General features: G+C 37.9%; 20 protein-coding genes. 10 read left to right on the top strand and 10 right to left on the bottom strand.

Annotated features, from left to right (window positions below; genetic code table 11):
• Nucleotides 1-35 precede the first annotated feature (35 nt).
• From bcp to AC4PG5_RS13440, 5 genes are all read left to right on the top strand, one after another.
• Entirely contained in the window at nucleotides 36-491 is a 456-nt protein-coding gene (gene bcp / locus AC4PG5_RS13460; RefSeq protein ID WP_492029372.1) for a thioredoxin-dependent thiol peroxidase, read from the top strand.
• Between the two features lie 23 nt (nucleotides 492-514).
• Nucleotides 515-1,549, top strand: a complete 1,035-nt coding sequence (gene recA / locus AC4PG5_RS13455) for a recombinase RecA (protein WP_492029371.1) — start codon at nucleotides 515-517, stop codon at nucleotides 1,547-1,549.
• 214 nt (nucleotides 1,550-1,763) lie between these two features.
• Nucleotides 1,764-2,279, top strand: a complete 516-nt coding sequence (locus AC4PG5_RS13450) for a GFO_1088 family ECF-type sigma factor (RefSeq protein ID WP_492029370.1) — start codon at nucleotides 1,764-1,766, stop codon at nucleotides 2,277-2,279.
• The gene (locus AC4PG5_RS13445) at nucleotides 2,260-2,757 is read left to right on the top strand and encodes a PG0215 family putative anti-sigma factor (RefSeq protein WP_492029369.1); all 498 of its coding nucleotides are present in this window, start codon (nucleotides 2,260-2,262) and stop codon (nucleotides 2,755-2,757) included. Before AC4PG5_RS13450 ends, AC4PG5_RS13445 begins: the two co-directional genes overlap by 20 nt.
• An 11-nt stretch (nucleotides 2,758-2,768) precedes the next feature.
• Nucleotides 2,769-3,455 (top strand): DUF4252 domain-containing protein, encoded by a 687-nt coding sequence (locus AC4PG5_RS13440; RefSeq protein ID WP_492029368.1) that lies wholly within the window; start codon nucleotides 2,769-2,771, stop codon nucleotides 3,453-3,455.
• Nucleotides 3,456-3,564: 109 nt separating this feature from the next.
• Here the strand turns inward: AC4PG5_RS13440 and AC4PG5_RS13435 are convergent, their stop codons facing one another.
• From AC4PG5_RS13435 to AC4PG5_RS13425, 3 genes are all read right to left on the bottom strand, one after another.
• Entirely contained in the window at nucleotides 3,565-4,560 is a 996-nt protein-coding gene (locus AC4PG5_RS13435; RefSeq protein ID WP_492029367.1) for a YeiH family protein, read from the bottom strand.
• Nucleotides 4,561-4,635: 75 nt separating this feature from the next.
• Nucleotides 4,636-5,532 (bottom strand): LysR substrate-binding domain-containing protein, encoded by an 897-nt coding sequence (locus AC4PG5_RS13430; protein ID WP_492029366.1) that lies wholly within the window; start codon nucleotides 5,530-5,532, stop codon nucleotides 4,636-4,638.
• Between the two features lie 14 nt (nucleotides 5,533-5,546).
• Nucleotides 5,547-6,137, bottom strand: coding sequence for a DUF6621 family protein (locus AC4PG5_RS13425; RefSeq protein ID WP_492029365.1), 591 nt, complete (start codon nucleotides 6,135-6,137; stop codon nucleotides 5,547-5,549).
• Nucleotides 6,138-6,363: 226 nt separating this feature from the next.
• On the opposite strand from AC4PG5_RS13425, the gene clpB reads away from it, so the two are divergent.
• Nucleotides 6,364-8,952 carry an ATP-dependent chaperone ClpB gene (gene clpB, locus AC4PG5_RS13420; protein WP_492029364.1) on the top strand — a complete coding sequence of 863 codons (2,589 nt, stop codon included), beginning with the start codon at nucleotides 6,364-6,366 and terminating at the stop codon, nucleotides 8,950-8,952.
• Between the two features lie 70 nt (nucleotides 8,953-9,022).
• Here clpB and AC4PG5_RS13415 read toward each other — a convergent pair whose 3' ends face one another.
• The 5 genes from AC4PG5_RS13415 to nusB are packed head-to-tail and all read right to left on the bottom strand — an operon-like array spanning nucleotide 9,023 to nucleotide 12,407.
• Entirely contained in the window at nucleotides 9,023-9,442 is a 420-nt protein-coding gene (locus tag AC4PG5_RS13415) for a DUF5606 family protein (protein WP_492029363.1), read from the bottom strand.
• Between the two features lie 23 nt (nucleotides 9,443-9,465).
• The gene (gene coaE / locus AC4PG5_RS13410; RefSeq protein ID WP_492029362.1) at nucleotides 9,466-10,086 is read right to left on the bottom strand and encodes a dephospho-CoA kinase; all 621 of its coding nucleotides are present in this window, start codon (nucleotides 10,084-10,086) and stop codon (nucleotides 9,466-9,468) included.
• A 2-nt stretch (nucleotides 10,087-10,088) separates the two neighbouring features.
• Entirely contained in the window at nucleotides 10,089-11,093 is a 1,005-nt protein-coding gene (locus tag AC4PG5_RS13405; RefSeq protein WP_492029361.1) for a CdaR family protein, read from the bottom strand.
• 20 nt (nucleotides 11,094-11,113) lie between these two features.
• Nucleotides 11,114-11,434, bottom strand: a complete 321-nt coding sequence (gene yajC, locus AC4PG5_RS13400) for a preprotein translocase subunit YajC (RefSeq protein ID WP_492029360.1) — start codon at nucleotides 11,432-11,434, stop codon at nucleotides 11,114-11,116.
• 46 nt (nucleotides 11,435-11,480) lie between these two features.
• Nucleotides 11,481-12,407: a transcription antitermination factor NusB gene (nusB, locus tag AC4PG5_RS13395; protein WP_492029359.1), complete on the bottom strand. Its 927-nt coding sequence runs from the start codon at nucleotides 12,405-12,407 to the stop codon at nucleotides 11,481-11,483.
• 170 nt (nucleotides 12,408-12,577) lie between these two features.
• Between nusB and AC4PG5_RS13390 the strand changes: the two genes are divergently transcribed.
• The 4 genes from AC4PG5_RS13390 to AC4PG5_RS13375 all read left to right on the top strand — a co-directional run bounded on the left by AC4PG5_RS13390 (nucleotide 12,578) and on the right by AC4PG5_RS13375 (nucleotide 14,809).
• On the top strand, nucleotides 12,578-12,949 hold the full coding sequence (locus AC4PG5_RS13390) for a PUR family DNA/RNA-binding protein (protein ID WP_492029358.1): 372 nt from the start codon (nucleotides 12,578-12,580) through the stop codon (nucleotides 12,947-12,949).
• A 142-nt stretch (nucleotides 12,950-13,091) separates the two neighbouring features.
• Nucleotides 13,092-13,682, top strand: coding sequence for a 50S ribosomal protein L25/general stress protein Ctc (locus AC4PG5_RS13385; protein WP_492029357.1), 591 nt, complete (start codon nucleotides 13,092-13,094; stop codon nucleotides 13,680-13,682).
• A 107-nt stretch (nucleotides 13,683-13,789) separates the two neighbouring features.
• A complete protein-coding gene (pth, locus tag AC4PG5_RS13380) occupies nucleotides 13,790-14,359 on the top strand; it encodes an aminoacyl-tRNA hydrolase (RefSeq protein ID WP_492029356.1) in 570 nt (189 codons plus the stop codon).
• Between the two features lie 27 nt (nucleotides 14,360-14,386).
• A complete protein-coding gene (locus tag AC4PG5_RS13375) occupies nucleotides 14,387-14,809 on the top strand; it encodes an RNA-binding S4 domain-containing protein (protein ID WP_492029355.1) in 423 nt (140 codons plus the stop codon).
• A gap of 17 nt (nucleotides 14,810-14,826) precedes the next feature.
• Here AC4PG5_RS13375 and AC4PG5_RS13370 read toward each other — a convergent pair whose 3' ends face one another.
• Together AC4PG5_RS13370 and gcvT are read right to left on the bottom strand one after the other, a co-directional pair.
• The gene (locus AC4PG5_RS13370; RefSeq protein WP_492029354.1) at nucleotides 14,827-17,103 is read right to left on the bottom strand and encodes a monovalent cation:proton antiporter family protein; all 2,277 of its coding nucleotides are present in this window, start codon (nucleotides 17,101-17,103) and stop codon (nucleotides 14,827-14,829) included.
• Between the two features lie 119 nt (nucleotides 17,104-17,222).
• Nucleotides 17,223-18,308 carry a glycine cleavage system aminomethyltransferase GcvT gene (gene gcvT / locus AC4PG5_RS13365; protein WP_492029353.1) on the bottom strand — a complete coding sequence of 362 codons (1,086 nt, stop codon included), beginning with the start codon at nucleotides 18,306-18,308 and terminating at the stop codon, nucleotides 17,223-17,225.
• Between the last annotated feature and the right edge of the window lie 17 nt (nucleotides 18,309-18,325).

The raw sequence follows: 18,325 nt of genomic DNA, 5'->3' as shown, positions 1-18,325 counted from the left end.
ATCGAATAAATAGAACCTATATATAAATTGATGTTATGATAAACGTTGGAGATAAAGCCCCCGATTTTCTGGGAGTAAACGAAAAAGGAGAAGAAATGCACTTGAGCCATTATGCCGGTAAAAAAGTTATCATATACTTTTATCCAAAGGATAACACGCCCGGATGTACAGCTCAAGCTTGTAGCTTGCGTGATCGCTATACAGAATTAGACCAAAATGGTTATACAGTAATTGGTGTAAGTATCGATAGTGAAAAATCACATCAGAAATTTATAGAAAAGCACCAATTACCATTCTCTTTAATTGCCGACACAGATAAAAAGTTAGTCGAACAGTTTGGGGTATGGGGTGAAAAAAAACTATATGGCCGTTCATATATGGGCACATTCAGAACCACATTTATTATTAATGAGGAAGGTATTGTAGAGCGTATTCTATCTCCTAAGGAAATTAAGACGAAAGAACATGCCGAACAAATTCTAGATCAATAAGAACAGATTTAATAGAGAGAAGAATGGCAAAAAAAGATGAACTAAATTTTGAAACAGATAAAACAATGGTATCAAATGAAAAGTTGAAAGCGTTGCAAGCTACCATGGAGAAGATTGAGAAGAACTTTGGAAAAGGTTCGATCATGAAAATGGGCGACGAAGTTGTTGAACAAATAGAAGTGATACCTACCGGTTCCGTTGCACTAAATGTAGCTTTAGGAGTAGGTGGATATCCCAGAGGTCGAATTATAGAAATCTACGGCCCAGAATCATCTGGTAAAACGACGCTTGCTATCCATGCCATCGCTGAAGCTCAGAAAGCCGGTGGTATTGCAGCTTTTATCGATGCAGAACATGCTTTCGACCGTTTTTATGCAGCTAAACTTGGAGTGGATATTGATAACTTGTGGGTTTCACAACCAGACAACGGTGAACAAGCTTTAGAAATTGCTGAGCAGTTGATCCGTTCATCGGCTATTGATATTATTGTTATCGACTCTGTGGCGGCTCTAACTCCCAAGTCAGAAATAGAGGGAGATATGGGTGAAAATAAAGTCGGCCTGCAAGCTCGTTTAATGTCACAAGCATTACGTAAGCTAACAGCAGCAGTAAGCAAAACTCGTACGACTTGTATTTTTATCAACCAATTACGTGAAAAGATTGGTGTGATGTTTGGAAATCCAGAAACTACAACAGGCGGTAATGCATTGAAATTCTATGCTTCTGTTCGTTTAGACATTCGCGGAGGTCAAGCCATTAAAGATGGAGAAGAAGTTGTTGGTAAACAGACGAAAGTCAAAGTTGTAAAAAACAAAGTGGCTCCTCCATTCCGCAGAGCAGAATTTGATATTATGTTTGGCGAGGGCATTTCACGTTCTGGTGAGATTATCGATTTGGGAGCCGATTTAGGAATCATCAAGAAAAGTGGTTCATGGTACAGCTATAACGATACAAAATTGGGACAAGGGCGTGATGCAGCTAAACAATGCGTATCTGATAATCCAGAATTAGCGGAAGAACTTGAAGGACTTATCTTTGCTCAACTCAAGCAAAAATAATATCCCTTAATTTCAAAATACAACGGTGGATATCAGAGATCTAATCCTTTGATATCCACCGTTTTTCAATTCACTCGCTTCAAGAAACGAACCTTTCAATCGCTCTCCACTCAGAATAATAATCAGTTTTTCTTTTATTTTTTCTTTTTAGATGTAACACAATCGCATCCTTTAACGTCTAAAGGATATAAAAAACAAAGATTAATAAAAGCCGATGGACGCTGAACGTTTTAAAAAAGAGTTTCTTCCATTTCATCGTAAACTTTACCACATAGCTTACCAGCTTTTGGAAAATGAATCAGATGCAGAAGATCTGATACAGGAAGCTTATATGAAACTTTGGAATAAACGTAAGGAGCTAACAGCAATCATTAACCCTGAAGCATTTAGTGTTACATTAGTCAAAAATATGTGTTATGATTTATTACGATCAGGAAAATACAACATCACTAAACAGGCTTTAGAACTAACAATCGTATCTGATGAATATCAAACAGATTCACTAGAACTAAAAGATGATGCACGACAAGTCAAATGTATTATTTCACAGTTACCCAAGCAGCAACAACAAATTGTAATGCTACGTGATATGAAAGATTATTCGTTTGAAGAAATTGAAAAAATCACCGGACTTAATGCCATAAATATCCGGGTACTTCTCTCCAGAGCCAGAAAAAAGATTCGTGAACAATTCATAAAAATGAACGACTATGAATATCGAAGAAATTAAACGATTACTTGCAAACTTTTACGAAGGGGAAACCAACGAAAAAGAAGAAGAAGAACTAAAAAAATTCTTCGAGCAAGGTACTATACCTGCTGAACTTGAAATAGAAAAGCGGCTGTTTTTAAGTCTAAAAACTCCTCAAAAGATGACCTTTCCGGAGAATCTGGAACAGAAATTAATAGACTTAATTGAAACTAAAGAACAAAAAGACAAAGCCAAAACAAAGCGTTTCACTTTTTGGGTCAGTAGCATAGCAGCAAGTTTGCTTATACTCTTAAGTGTGAATTATTTCCTGGATCAAGTTGAAGAAGTTCATCCGCCTAAAGACACTATCAGAAACCCACAAGAAGTCTGTCAAATCCTTCGTTCAACCCTCATTGATGTGTCTACAGAACTTAACAATGGAGTGGACGAGATGGTCAGCAATGGGAAAGAAATCAAAAGAGTAAATAAAGAAATCAAACAAGAAATCAATAAATAAAAGCTTAAATTATGAGAACTAATTATTTTATACTCACCCTTATTGCTTTAATGCTTGCTTTAGGAGCTAAAGCACAGAATAAGCTATTTGATAAATATAGTGACATGCGTAATGTTTCATCTGTTTATATTTCTAAGGCAATGCTTAGCGTGCAAACAGAAATTCTAACAGACGACGTAAACATCGGGAAAGTGGCTAATGAACTTGAAGGCATATATATCATATCCACACTAGACAAAGCTATAAAAACTGAACTTCGAAAAGATATCCAGAAGCTAATCTCGAATGGGAAATATGAGTTGTTGATGAAACAAAAAGGAACAGCTTCCAATTCAGCATTCTATATCCAACGGAAAGGAGAAAAAATTAAAGAGCTCATTATGGTCATGGACGGAGCAGCATCGTTAAGATTCATTGCCTTAGTTGGCAATCTATCAATCAAAGATATTCAAAACATCACCAAGGATGAAAGTTGCAACTATAATTATAATTTTCCTCCCATTGATTTTGAAGCATACGCGGTGAATATTGACGACATGAACATTGATTTATCCGGACTGAAAGCCATTGACATGAAAGACTTCGAAGGATTAATGGATAGCAAGAGTTTAAAAGAATTGAAAGAATTACAGAATATAAAATCGTTGAAAGAACTGAAAAAGTTTAATGAGAAAAAGAGACCTAAGAAAGAATCATAATCGTTTTTTAAACAAAATTCCCCCTAAATTATACCTAAACCATTAAATATAAAGGCCTCAAATTGAGGATAAATTCCTACAGCCCATTTTGTGGGCTGTAGATGTTTGTTTACATAAACCAATAAATATAAATTAAGGTACTTATACTAATTACAGCCCACAACAGGACTCCTTGTATCAATGGCTTAAGGCCAACACTTCTAAGCACATCAAGAGACAAAGATGCACCAATAAAGAACATTGTAATAGTCAAAGTCTTACGCGCAAGACCATTTATAACTTGTCCTAATTCAGGGAAACTCCCTAAAAAATAGGTATTTACAATCATGGCTAAAATGAAGAATAGGATAAACCAAGGAATGCTAATTTTCTGTCCACGATTCTTAAAAACAAAGGAAGTTAAGAAAGCAACAGGAATAATCCATAACGCACGAGTTAGTTTTATCGTAGTCGCAATTCTCAAAGCCTCTTCTCCATAGGCCGCTCCTGCACCAACCACCGAACTTGTGTCGTGAATAGCAATGGCCGCCCATGTCCCAAACTGATGCTGAGTCATATCCAAAGCATGGCCGATCATAGGAAAAACAAATAGAGCAATTGCATTCAACACAAAAATAGTTCCTAAAGCAACTGACATCTCACTATCTTTAGCCTTCAGAACCGGACCAACGGCAGCAATTGCACTTCCCCCACAAATCGCAGTACCAGAACTAATCAGGTAAGATGTGTTTCTACCAATTCCTAATAGTCTACGTCCGATGAACCAACCAACAATCAATGTTCCAAAGACTGAAATGATAGTAAATTCCATCCCCTCTTTTCCCGAAGCAAGAGCAGAATGAAGGTTCATTCCGAATCCTAAGCCAACGACGGAATATTGCAATAAGTACTTTGACGTTTTTTTATTGAACTTCGGATGCGCTTGTCCACAAGTCAAAGCAAACAAGAGTCCCAGAAAAAGGGCAATAGGAGGCGTCACCCAAGAAGAACACCCTTGAAGACCGGGTATATAATCCAAAAACAAAGCGACTGTTATAACCGATAATAAAATCACATAAAGAGATTTATTATTCTTTTTTAATGTCTGTCTAATTGTTGAAATCATAAGAATACCTTTATTCATTAATGCCACAAAGGTAAATGAATTTGGTAACTCTCACCAATTGTTTGTTTTTATGACTTATAACTTTCGGTTATACGATGACACGAAGCGCATAAAGACCTCAGGTAGACCACCCTCTTGACCTTGTAAACGAACAAAATTAAATTCACGTGACATGGACAATCCCTTAATTTCAACGACACGCAAACTACCAGCCGCCAACTCCCGATCAACTGATCGTATGGAAACAACACCAAGACAATCAGTTTCTTCAAGAAAACGCTTGATACTTTCAGTACTCCCCAGATACATCAAGACTTGTAATGCAGAAAGCTTTATATTATAGAATGATAGCGAGCGCTCAAAGACATCCAATGTTCCAGATCCTCTTTCTCTGAGGACTAAAGGAATAGTCAATAAGTCTTCCGGAAGAATCTCATCTCCTAATCCTAAGTTATTATTGGTGCGTACTACCGCCACTAATTCATCTTGAAGAAAAGTAGTATACTTAAGTCCCGGAGAACGAAACACCCCTTCGACTAACCCCAGATCGATGCGCTGTTCTAACAAGAAGGTCTCTATTTCGCGGGAATTTCCATTCAACAAAGTCAAACCAACTTGTGGGAATTTACCTATAAATCGAGCCAAGAAGGAAGGCAACACATATTGCGTGATCGTGGTACTAGCTCCTAATCTTAGTTCACTAATATACTCATGATGCAATAAATGCATCTCATAATCTAGTTTCTTATAATCATCAAGTAACTTTTCAGTATGCTCTAACAATAATCTACCGGCATCGGTCAAAGAAACCTTATTTCCGTGTCGATCAAACAATCGAGCCTGATATAAAGTTTCCAACTCTTGTATATGTTTAGTTATAGCTGGTTGGCTAACAAACAACTCTTGCGAAGCTTTAGTAAAACTTAAATTCTTCGCAACGCACTGAAAAACTTTTAAACGAAAATCAGACACAATGTTCTTTTATACTAAAGTTCGTCACTACGAATGCCGAGTGATTGCATAATTGAAAAAGCAAGCATATCCCACTTATAAGTCACATTCAGTTCAGGTTCATTCATTCTAAACTGAAAAACGTCCTTCTTTTCAACCTTATCTAAGATTTCAGAAACTTGATCCCCGTACTCTTCGTTAAAAGAGATAACAATTATCTTTTTCACATCACTAGAATCCGCCACTATAGTCAATAGGTCTAAGTATAAATTCTCTCTTGAAACCATTCCTTCAGAAGGCACACTTACAAAAGAAAACTCGCCATAAGAGCTTTTAAAAGCAACCCCGTTCAAATCCTTCTTTAAATTTGATGGTCGACAATAAGCGAGTTGTTCTGATTGGCTATCATATACAAAAAGAAACTGAATATCATTATTTCCCTCAGTTATACCTGCATCAAGCATGAGGTAGGTCGTGAACAACGATAAATCAATCTCTTGCAACGAACGATTTAAGGTTTTCTCAAAATAGTTTTTAAGATCACTGATCACAAAGTTCAAGAATGCAGCATCAATCAACACCACATTTTCTGACAACTTTATATTATTGTTTAGTTTCAATTCCATTAAGTTATGCTTTTAAATCTTACAGCGGTAAAGATACTACAATAGTTTCATACCTTAATGAGATTTGATCTGCAAAATCGACAGTACCAGAAAGATTAGACCGGACAAAATGTCACATAACAATCTGATTAGCAAGACAAAATGTCTAAATTTCAAGATTGGCAAACACTTTGAGCACTCCTTTTTGTTTTATATAAGAAGAAATAAATAAAAAGGAGAATACTATATGAACTTCAACAATCTCACAATTAAATCGCAAGAAGCGATACAGGAAGCTGTAAACTTAGCACAAAACCGAGGGCAGCAGGCCATTGACCCCATACACCTTCTATCGGGTGCCATGAAAGTTGGCGAGAATGTAACCAACTTTATTTTTCAAAAGTTAGGAGTCAATGGACAACAGATTTCATTAATCATCGAAAAGCAGTTGGATTTTCTACCTAAAGTATCTGGTGGCGAGTCCTATTTAAACAGAGAGACCAATGAAATCCTACAGAAAGCCACTCAATATTCAAAAGAGATGACGGATGAATTTGTATCTCTTGAGCACTTGATATTGGCTCTATTAACAGTAAAAAGCACTGCATCTACAATTCTAAAGGATGCAGGAGTCACAGAAAAAGACCTACGAAGTGCTATTCAAGAACTCCGTAAAGGTGAAAAAGTGACTTCACAGTCGAGTGAAGACACTTATCAGTCTCTCGAGAAATACGCCATCAATTTAAATGAAGCCGCCCGAATAGGAAAACTTGATCCGGTGATTGGCCGTGACGAGGAGATCCGACGTGTTCTTCAAATTTTAAGTCGCCGAACAAAGAATAATCCAATCTTAATAGGCGAACCAGGTACTGGGAAAACAGCTATTGTAGAAGGACTTGCTCACCGTATCTTGCGCGGCGACGTTCCCGAGAATCTAAAGAACAGACAAGTCTATTCTCTAGATATGGGAGCATTGGTAGCCGGAGCCAAATATAAAGGCGAATTTGAGGAACGGTTAAAATCGGTCATTAACGAAGTTAAAAAATCTAATGGCGATATCATCTTATTTATCGACGAAATTCATACCCTTGTCGGAGCAGGAAAAGGCGAAGGTGCTATGGATGCAGCAAACATACTAAAACCAGCTTTGGCCCGTGGAGAACTTCGTTCAATCGGTGCAACCACTTTAGATGAGTATCAAAAATATTTTGAAAAAGATAAAGCTTTGGAGCGCCGTTTCCAAACGGTACAGGTCGACGAACCAGATACTTTAAGTACCATATCAATTCTACGTGGCTTAAAGGAACGTTACGAGAATCACCATCATGTACGCATTAAAGACGATGCAATTATTGCAGCAGTTGAACTCAGCAATCGGTATATCACGGATCGCTTTTTACCCGATAAAGCAATCGACCTGATGGATGAAGCAGCAGCTAAATTACGTATGGAGGTCGACTCGGTTCCTGAAGAATTGGACGAGATATCTCGTCGAATCAAACAATTAGAAATTGAGCGCGAAGCAATCAAACGTGAAAATGATGAAATCAAACTACAAGCTATAGCAAAAGATTTGGCCGAACTTAAAGAGCAAGAGAAATCTTACAAAGCCAAATGGCAGAGTGAAAAAACACTCATGGATAAGATTCAGCAAAACAAAGTTGAGATCGAGAGCCTAAAATTTGAGGCTGAAAAAGCAGAGCGAGAAGGAGATTATGGAAAAGTAGCAGAGATTCGATATGGAAAACTTCAGACCCTTAACACAGAAATCGAAGATATCCAAAAAGAACTTCATATGATGCAAGGAGATTCGGCCATGATCAAAGAAGAAGTCGACGCAGAAGACATTGCTGATGTTGTATCTAGATGGACAGGAATTCCTGTCAACAAAATGCTACAAAGCGAAAAAGACAAACTTCTCAATCTAGAAGGCGAACTACACAAACGAGTTATAGGCCAAGAAGAAGCAATCGAAGCTGTATCCGATGCTGTACGCAGAAGCCGTGCCGGTTTACAAGATCCCAAACGTCCAATAGGTTCATTCATCTTCCTTGGTACAACAGGAGTTGGAAAAACCGAACTAGCAAAAGCGTTGGCAGAATTCCTCTTTGATGATGAAACAATGATGACCCGTATCGACATGAGTGAATATCAGGAAAAGCACAGCGTATCTCGTCTGGTCGGAGCGCCTCCGGGATATATTGGTTATGATGAAGGTGGTCAATTAACAGAAGCTATCCGAAGAAAGCCATATTCAGTTGTACTGTTTGATGAAATAGAAAAAGCTCATCCAGACGTCTTTAATATCCTTTTGCAAGTATTAGATGATGGACGTTTGACCGACAATAAAGGACGGGTTGTCAACTTCAAGAACACGATCATTATCATGACCTCCAACATGGGAAGCTCATTCATACAAAGTCAGATGGAAAAGCTAAACACGTCTAATCATGAGCAAATCGTAGAAGAAACGAAAAAAGAGGTAATGAATATGCTAAAGAAAACGATACGTCCCGAATTTCTAAATCGTATCGATGAAACGATCATGTTCTTGCCATTGACAGAGACCGAAATTAAAGAGATTGTTCTCCTACAAGTTAAAGGCATTCAACAGATGCTTGAAGAAAACGGAGTACAGCTTCAGTTAACCGAGCAAGCATTGAGCTTCCTATCAGAAGTTGGCTACGACCCTGAGTTTGGGGCACGACCGGTAAAACGAGCAATACAACGCTATTTATTAAATAACTTGTCAAAGAAACTTCTTTCACAAGAAATTGATAAAAGCAAGCCTATCCTCGTCGATGCGAATACTGACCAATTAGTTTTCAAGAACTAAAGGGTAGAAAAAAAATGTGGTAATCAAACATTCAATGATTACCACATTTTTTTATAAAAAAGAATTAAACTTATTCTTCAGTCACGGCTTCTTCTGCATTCTTAAAGTCAGTGATCCCATTATTAATAAGAATATTATACCAAGATATAAGTTTCTTAATATCAGCAGGATATACTCTTTCGCGATCAAAATCGGGCAATATCTCTGCAAAATACGAACGAAGTTCCTCTGTTGTTGCTTTCTTAGGATTCAAAGAAGCTACGGCTCCGTTTTCTTTAGCCTTCATTGAGCCTAAAACGTCTCCTAATGGAACTTCTGAGTCACTTGTATACATTGCAATATCTGCCAAAGAAATAATTTTTTCATTACCATAAGCAGGTATACGTTTCTTATCAGCATTGATTGATTCAACAATCAGCATATTCTTTCCTTGTGAAATAAGTTTATACAATCCTGGTTTACCGGAGATAGACAAAATAGTCTTTAACATAGTATATTACTTTTGTTTATTAATTATTTTTTTGCGGAGCAAAGGTAATCATATTTTTTAGAAAGAAAAGAGATCAGCTCCAAAACCTGCGGAATCAAAGCTCTTTCATTATCGTTATAAATAACATAATCAGATCGATCTTTCTTCAATTCATCACTCATCTGAGCATTTATCCGATCCATTATTAAATTACGCGAAACACCGTCACGTTCCATTGCTCGCTTCAATCGCAATTCTAACGGAGCATACACCATAACGCAAATATCAACCTCCCCATCAAACCCCGCTTCAAATAAAATAGCCGATTCCAACCCAATTATTGGCTGAGAGAGAACTGATTGTTGACTTGCCCAGAACTGAAAATCTTTTTTCACCTGAGGATGTATGATTGCATTTACTTGATCAGCTTGTTGTGGACTTGCAAACAAATAAGTCGCTAACAACTCCTTATTTAAGGCTCCATTAGGTTCATAAACCTCTTCCCCTAGCAATTTAACCAAATTTCGACGTATAATCGAATCTGAAATAGTCAGCCTTTTAGCTTCAATATCAGAAATATAAACCGGGATATTAAGCATACTTAATAATTTCGAGACCACACTTTTCCCGCTACCAATTCCACCTGTTATACCAATTTTCAGCATGACTAAGGATTTATTTGTTCAATTAGAAAATCAACCTGGTCAGGGACAATTCTAATTATTCGAACCCCCTGAGGTTTTGATTTTATCTTCACCTTATACTTTTCTGCCTGCAGATCCACCAACTCTTCATAAGGTACTTCTATGCTGAAGTCCGATGCATTAATCTTACGAAAGCGACTTACCCCAATTTGAAAAGTGACTTGCACACTTGATGGAAAAGCTCGTAACTCTTTGTTAGCCTGGAAGTTAACTCCTTTCAAAGGAACCCTCACCGTTTTCTCAGCATAAATATCTGTTGGAAAAGTCATCAAAATTTGATTCGGAACATACTTAACTCCCTTCACAGAGCGTAAAGAGATCTTTTGCCGAATCGTATCGGAAATATTATCCAACCTTACATATTCAGTATATGCTACAGTTATCGTATCTAAAATCTTAGAAGGCGCATAAATCAATACTGAATCGGGCGAATAGATTGTATCAGAAATATAATATTGATTCATTGTAGACACCTTTCCGCAAAAAGCAACCGGAACCCGTTTAGATTTTCCTTCAGTAAAGATATAATCTAACGTATCAGGATTTACAGACAAAATTTTAGTTGATAAGTTCAATTGGTTTGAAACCAACTTAAGAATTTCTCCAGGATAAACCATCACATGATTGCTTTTCTTCTTATATTCAGAAAAATCAAGAGCAATAGGATAGAATCCCCTTCCAAGGATATAATTTAGTAGAACCGTACCGCGATCCTTTACCCTTACGCCAACTTCAGAACCAGGCTCATAGGTAAAAACAACATTGTTCGGGACATTCTTTATTTTAATAGGAATATTGATTTCTGTTTCATAATCCTTATTAAGCGTTTGAATCAACCAGAACCCCGAAGCTATGACAAAAAAAAACAAAAAGATTAAAAGTTCTCTATACTTATCGCTAAGTAGAAAACCTTTAATCTTTCTAGAATATTTTAAATAAGTATATTTATTCTTTTTACGAACAAACATCGGCTTTTTATTTTTTGCCCTTATTTAGGTTGATTATTCATTGCAGTTGCGTCAGCAAAAATTGAATTCTTGTCAATCTTGATTTTCACATTAGAAGCAATCTCAAGTACAACATGATCATCGTTTATTTCTTTAATTGTACCATGGATGCCACCAGCAGTTATCACTTGTTGATTGACCTGCAATGACTTACGGAAGTTTGCAATTTCTTTTTGCTTTTTGTTTTGCGGACGAATCATGAAGAAATACATGATCACAAACATTGCTATCAGCATAATCCACATCATACTTCCTCCACCAGCAGGAGCAGGAGCTTGCATAAATACAGTCAATAAGTTCATAAAACAATTAATTTAAGTTTTCAAATATCATTTTCAGACAAAGGTATTAGTTTTTAGTTAACTTACCTTCTTTTTTCAATTGATTAACAATCCCGTCTAATGTACCATTGATAAAGCCACCACTTTTAGCAGTACTATACAATTTTGCAATATCAACATATTCATTTAATGATACACTTACCGGAATATTAGGAAACGACAAAATCTCTGCAAGAGCAGTTTGCATAATGATCACATCCATAAATGCAATTCGGTCCAAATCCCAATTTTTAGTATTGTCACTAACCAGATGACGATAGTAATCGGAATTCAAGATTGTACGACGAAACAAACGGCGTGCAAATTCTTGATCTTCCTCGTCTTTAAATTCAGGCAACAATTCTTGAGTTGCCCCATTCTTTTCTTCAAAACGTTTGATCGTTTTCAAAACGAAAGTATCCACAATTTCCTTGTCGTCATTCCAATAAAGACTTTGATCCTCAAGAACCTCATCCAAATCATCATTATTAAAGATGAATGTTTTATAAATTTTTCTCCATAATTCACGATCAGCATCGTAACTATGATCAGAAGACTCCATATACTCCTTATAAATATCAGATGTGATAATCTTCTCAAAAAGACTTTTAATAAAATCTTGATCGTTATCCCAAGTTCTTTTCTGATTAGCAATAAATTGATTCAATTGCTCATTAACTTCCAACTGAGCTACAAATTTATTCTCAACAAACTTCATATTAGGATATAATTCCTCTTTAGTTGGTGAAAATTTAGCTTTAGCTGTATCAATACGTTTTTGTGCATACTCTGTTAATGCTACCATAAGCATTAGCAAATAATTGTAAAGGTCGTAAGCCTTTGAGAGGCTGAAGAATAACTCTTTCTCCGCTGAGTCTAGATTTTTACTTCCGTTTTGGTAATAGGCAAATACGATTTGTATAATCTTAAGACGAATAAGAACTCTGTTGATCATAATTCAAATTAATACTGTTATTATCGAACTGCAAAAGTAGATATTTTTAATGAGTTTTCGCATACAAATCACATTTTTTAATTCGCAAAATCATTCTGTGGCTTTTTTCTTTTGACAGTTTAAAAAAAATCTCCAATTTTGAGGCCAATATAAAAAACGAATCTATTGATATGGAAGAATTAAAAAAGAGAACAAGCGTAGAAACGAGTGATAAGGAGATTGTTTTCTCAAGAGCAATTAAAGCGGGGAAACGCATTTATTATCTTGACGTAAAAAAGAATCGTAAAGAAGAGATGTTTCTTACTATTACAGAAAGTAAAAAAGTAATTGTAGGAGAAGGTGATGACTCGCAAGTTAACTTCGAAAAACACAAAATCTTCCTGTACAAAGAAGATTTCGAAAAATTCATGCACGGACTCAATCAAACCATTCAATTTATTAATAACAATGAGGAAAATGGTCATACAGTAGAAATCGAACAACCTAACACCTCCTCTTCTAGTGCATTAGATGAAGAAATAAAGATCGACATCGACTTTTAAGACCCTCAAAAATTGCATATTTCAAATAAATAAGCTAATTTTGCACCGCTTTTTTACAGCCTCGAGTGGATTAACCACATCGTGTAATGGTGAATTAAGCATAAGAATCACTTAATTTAGAGTAACACAAAAAAAAATTAAAATGAGATCAATTGACGTAAAAGGTACTGCAAGAACAATTGCAGAACGTTCTTCAGATCAAGCAAGAGCTTTGAAAGAAATTCGTAAGAACAGTGGTGTACCATGTGTACTTTACGGAGGAAGCGAAGTTAAACACTTCACAGTAAGCACAGAAGGTTTGCGTAACCTTGTTTACACTCCACACATCTACGTGGTTAACTTGGATATCGATGGCAAAACAGTAAAAGCAATCATGAAAGATATTCAATTCCACCCAGTAAAGGATTCTATCCTACACGTAGACTTCTTCCAAATTGACGAAGTTAAACCAATCGTAATGGAAGTTCCTGTACAACTTGAAGGTTTGGCAGAAGGTGTTAAAGCCGGTGGTAAATTGGCATTGCAAATGCGTAAATTGAAAGTTAAAGCTCTTTATAACACTATCCCTGAGAAACTTACAGTAAACGTATCTCACTTAGGTTTAGGTAAAACAGTTCAGGTTGGTGAGCTTAGCTACGAAGGTCTTGAAATATTGAGCGCTAAAGAAGCTGTTGTATGTGCAGTTAAATTGACTCGTGCAGCAAGAGGTGCAGCTGCAGCAGCAGGCAAATAATCAGCATTCTTTGCTAAAACATAACAACGCAGATTAATGCAGGTTAAGCGGATTTCAATCTGCAAGATCTGTATTAATCTGCGTTTTTCATTCAAACTCCTAAGAAAATGACAAAGTATCTCATCGTCGGGCTTGGTAATATCGGTCCGGAATATCACGAAACACGCCATAACATTGGCTTTATGACCGTTGATGCCTTAGCTAAATCGAACAACGCCTATCCATTTAAAGATGGCAGATATGGATTTACAACCAGTTTCTCAGTCAAAGGCCGACAACTTATTCTACTCAAGCCCTCTACCTTCATGAATCTTAGTGGTTTGGCTTTGCGTTATTGGATGCAAAAAGAAAATATACCTTTAGAGAATGTACTCGTCATTGTAGATGATCTGGCTCTACCATTCGGCACCCTACGTTTAAAAGGCAAAGGAAGCGATGCCGGGCATAATGGTTTAAAACACATTGCAGCCACCTTAGGAACAGAAAATTATGCCCGCCTCCGTTTTGGTATTGGAAGTGATTTTCCCCGTGGCGGACAAGTCGATTACGTCCTAGGTCACTTCACCGATGAAGATTGGAAAACCATGGACGAACGCCTAGAGACTGCCGGTGAAATCATTAAGAGTTTTTGTTTGGCAGGCATCAACATCACGATGAATCAATTTAATAAAAAGTAAACCGAACCCTTATTCAAAAGAAAAAAAATGCCTGAAGCAAGAATAGACAAATGGATGTGGGCCGTACGTATTTTCAAGACACGTACCATTGCCGCTGAAGCCTGCAAGAAAGGACGAGTAACCATCAATGGATCACAAGTCAAAGCTGCTCGAATGATTAAGCCCGGTGATGTGATTCAAGTCAAAAAGCCCCCCATTACCTACTCCTTCAAAGTCATTCAAACCATTGAAAAAAGAGTTGGTGCCAAACTCGTAGCCGATGTCATGGAAAACGTGACCACTCCAGATCAATATGAATTGCTTGAACTGAGTAAGATCAACGGATTTGTTGACCGGGCAAGAGGCACCGGACGTCCAACCAAAAAAGATCGCCGCAATCTCGAAGAATTCTTTATACCAGAATCGGGCGACAACTTCGATTTTGAATTCGATTTCGATTCAGAAGAATAAAAACAGTCGGTACCGATCTAGCGGCACACTTCGTTGAGTGTCGCTTTCAAGTCAGCCAAACGAAGCACATCGACCGATTCACCAACCACCCATACCACATCCCCCTTCTGAAAGATGGTATTCGCATTATAGACCAATAAGAAATCATCACCACGCTCTATTCCGGCAATGAGGCAACGATATTTATCACGAATGCCGGAATCCTTAAGCGTCTTCCCTAAGAAAATCGAATCCGGATCAATCAAGAATTGCCTCAAGATGATCTCCTTTTTTTCATAAACATCAAAATCAAGCACAACCCCACTCTGCATCTCTTGCGCAAACAAGTTAAGCTGATCATCCGTACCAATCACCTGAATCTTATCCATCGGAAAGAGCCGTGCATTTCCATCCGGAATATTAATTCGCCGTTTCCCCCGAAGAATAGAAACCACATGCACGCCAAATCTTTTTCCCAGATCTAACTCCTTCAACATCTTTCCTCCCCAGAACGACTCCCCCGGAATTTGATAATCCGCCAAATGCAAATCCATAGTCAACAAACAACCGGCATATTTCGGTCGCACCTCTCCCATATATTCCGCATGCATCTCACGAGAACGCAAATTTTGGAAAAACTTACGCTCAATAAGTATCGACTGTTTCTTCAACTTCTTTGAGAAAACCATCAACAGTATGACAAACAATGCAATACCGGCCACTAATCCGCTAGAGAGTTCAAACAACTTAATGATCACAAACATCACAAAGAAAATGGCAATCACAGCGCGCAGCACAATCGTAGAAGCCAATGGCCCCCAGTTCGCTCGACTCTCCTTCCACAGTTCGGTAAACTCAACCGAATGATTCTTCTTCACCATAATTGCTCTTAAGAAAGGAGAAATACAAACAATGATAAATATTGCCGAAATCAAAGAAGCCCAGAAATCAGGCAAAAGATGTTTAAAGAAGGGAACGACCCATCTGAACGAAAGAAGAATGATAGCCAAACTCACCACAGAGTAAACCACCGTTATACGTGTTAGAGCAATCAACAATTTATGCCACAAATTACTATGGTTAACCACCGTTTGTGAATTGGTAGAATAACGCATCAATACATTGTGCCACGACTCCGGCAGGCGACGATCCACATAACGGTAAGCCGGTTCAGACAGTCGAATCATATAAGGAGTCAAGAACGTCGTGATGACAGAAACCGACACTACGATAGGATATAGAAAATCACTCGTCACCCCTAGCGCAATTCCCATAGAAGCAATGATAAAAGCAAACTCCCCAATCTGAGTCAAGCTAAAGCCGCACTGCATTGCTGTTTTCAAAGGTTTCCCCGACAAGAGGACGCCTAAGGTACCAAAAATCGATTGTCCCAGAATAACAGCAAAAGTAATCACTACAATAGGAACAGCATATTGAGCAATCATTACCGGATCGACCATCATGCCGACCGAAACAAAAAAGATGGCCCCAAACAGATCCTTCACCGGACTAACAATCCGAATAATCGATTCCACCTCGATCGTTTCGGCAAGAATTGTTCCCATGATAAAAGCACCAAATGCCGGCGAAAAACCAAAGTGAGCAGCCAACACTACCATTCCTAAACAAAGAGCCAAAGAAACGATCAATAAGGTCTCATCGCTCATCAATTTTCGGACCCGCTTCAAGATACCCGGAATCAAGAAAATGCCAACCGTAAACCATAAAATAATAAAGAAAAACAGTTTGGCAATACTTTCGAACATCTCGGCCCCTTCGAAATTATTCTTCACCGCCACAGTCGACAACATCACCATTAAAACAATAGCCAAGACATCCTCCAGAATCAGAATACTAAGTACCAATCCTGCAAACTGCTTCTTACGAACCCCTAGATCATCAAACGCTTTATAAATAATCGTTGTCGACGACATCGCAATCATTCCACCAAGAAATAGTGCATCCATCCGGTGCCACCCAAACGACACCCCGATGCCTATCCCAAGCAGAATCATACAAACCATAATCGTCGAGGCCGCAATAATAGCCGTTCCTCCTACTTTAAGTATCTTCTTAAAACTAAATTCCAACCCTAAAGCAAAAAGTAAAAAGATCACCCCGATATCGGCCCATGTCTTGATATTTGCGGTATCAATCACAGAGGGTGTACACGATAGATGGGGACTAGCCAAGAATCCTGCAACGATATATCCTAAAACTAAAGGCTGTTTTAATTTCTTAAAGATTAAGGTCATCACTCCGGCGCAGATCAAAATCAGTGCCAGATCGGCTATTAAAGTAGGAAAATGCGACATACAATCTGTTTTATGATAAAAATAAATGAAATATCCTTTATAAACAACAAAGTAAAACAAAAAAATCCTTGCATCTCGATACAAGATGCAAGGATTTATACATTTAGACTCTCAATACTCTATTTTCTAAACGGTGGGCGTACCATGACCGCCTTCAGTTTTCGTCCTCTCATATCAATAAAGATTTCCGAACCCATTTTGACATACTCCGATTGTACATATCCCATTCCGATACCGATCTTCCGGATAGGCGACATCGTACCCGAAGTGACCTCACCAATCGGGTCGCCATTCTCGTTAACCAACGTATAGCCATGACGAGGAATACCGCGATCGATCATCTCAAAGCCAACCAACTTACGAGTCGTGCCTTCTGCCTTTTGTTTTTCCAAAGCCGGACGATTAATAAACGGTTTATTATCGGCAAACTTCGTGATCCAACCCAATCCGGCTTCAATAGGAGAAGTCGCATCATTCAATTCATTACCGTAAAGACAAAAACCAACCTCCAGACGCAACGTATCGCGAGATCCTAATCCGGCAGGCTTGATACCAAATTCCTGACCAGCTTCAAATATCGCCTTCCAAATCCGATCCGATTCATTCGGATAGAAATACAATTCAAAGCCTCCGGCTCCGGTATATCCGGTACAAGAGATGATCACATTCTTTACGCCTGCAATCTCACCCACTTTGAAGGTATAATACGGAATATCCGAAAGATCAAGGTCCGTCAACTTTTGCAACGTATCAATGGCCTTAGGTCCTTGAATAGCCAACTGAGCGATCTGATCAGAAGAATTCTCTAAAATAGCACCTTCTGTATTATTCTTCACGCACCAATCCCAATCTTTCTCAATATTAGCGGCATTAACCACCAACATATATTTTTCTTCGTCATACTGATAAACCAATAAGTCGTCTACGATTCCCCCTTTATCGTTCGGGAAACAGCTATATTGCACCTTTCCGGGCTCCAATGCAGCCACATTGTTAGACGTCATTTTCTGCAAGTATGCCAATGCATTCGGTCCTTTAACCCAGAATTCGCCCATATGCGAAACGTCAAAGACTCCTACAGCATTGCAAACTGTGAGGTGTTCATCAATAATACCCGAATATTCAATCGGCATATTATAACCCGCAAATTCGCACATTTTAGCACCAAGTGCGATGTGCTTGTCGGTAAATGGAGTGGTTTTCATGATTTAAGTATTAAAAT

The organism is Bacteroides sp. QWL-09, from assembly GCF_058683585.1.
The sequence above is the reverse complement of the archived record's forward strand: the minus strand, read 5'-3'. Positions and strand labels throughout refer to the sequence as shown.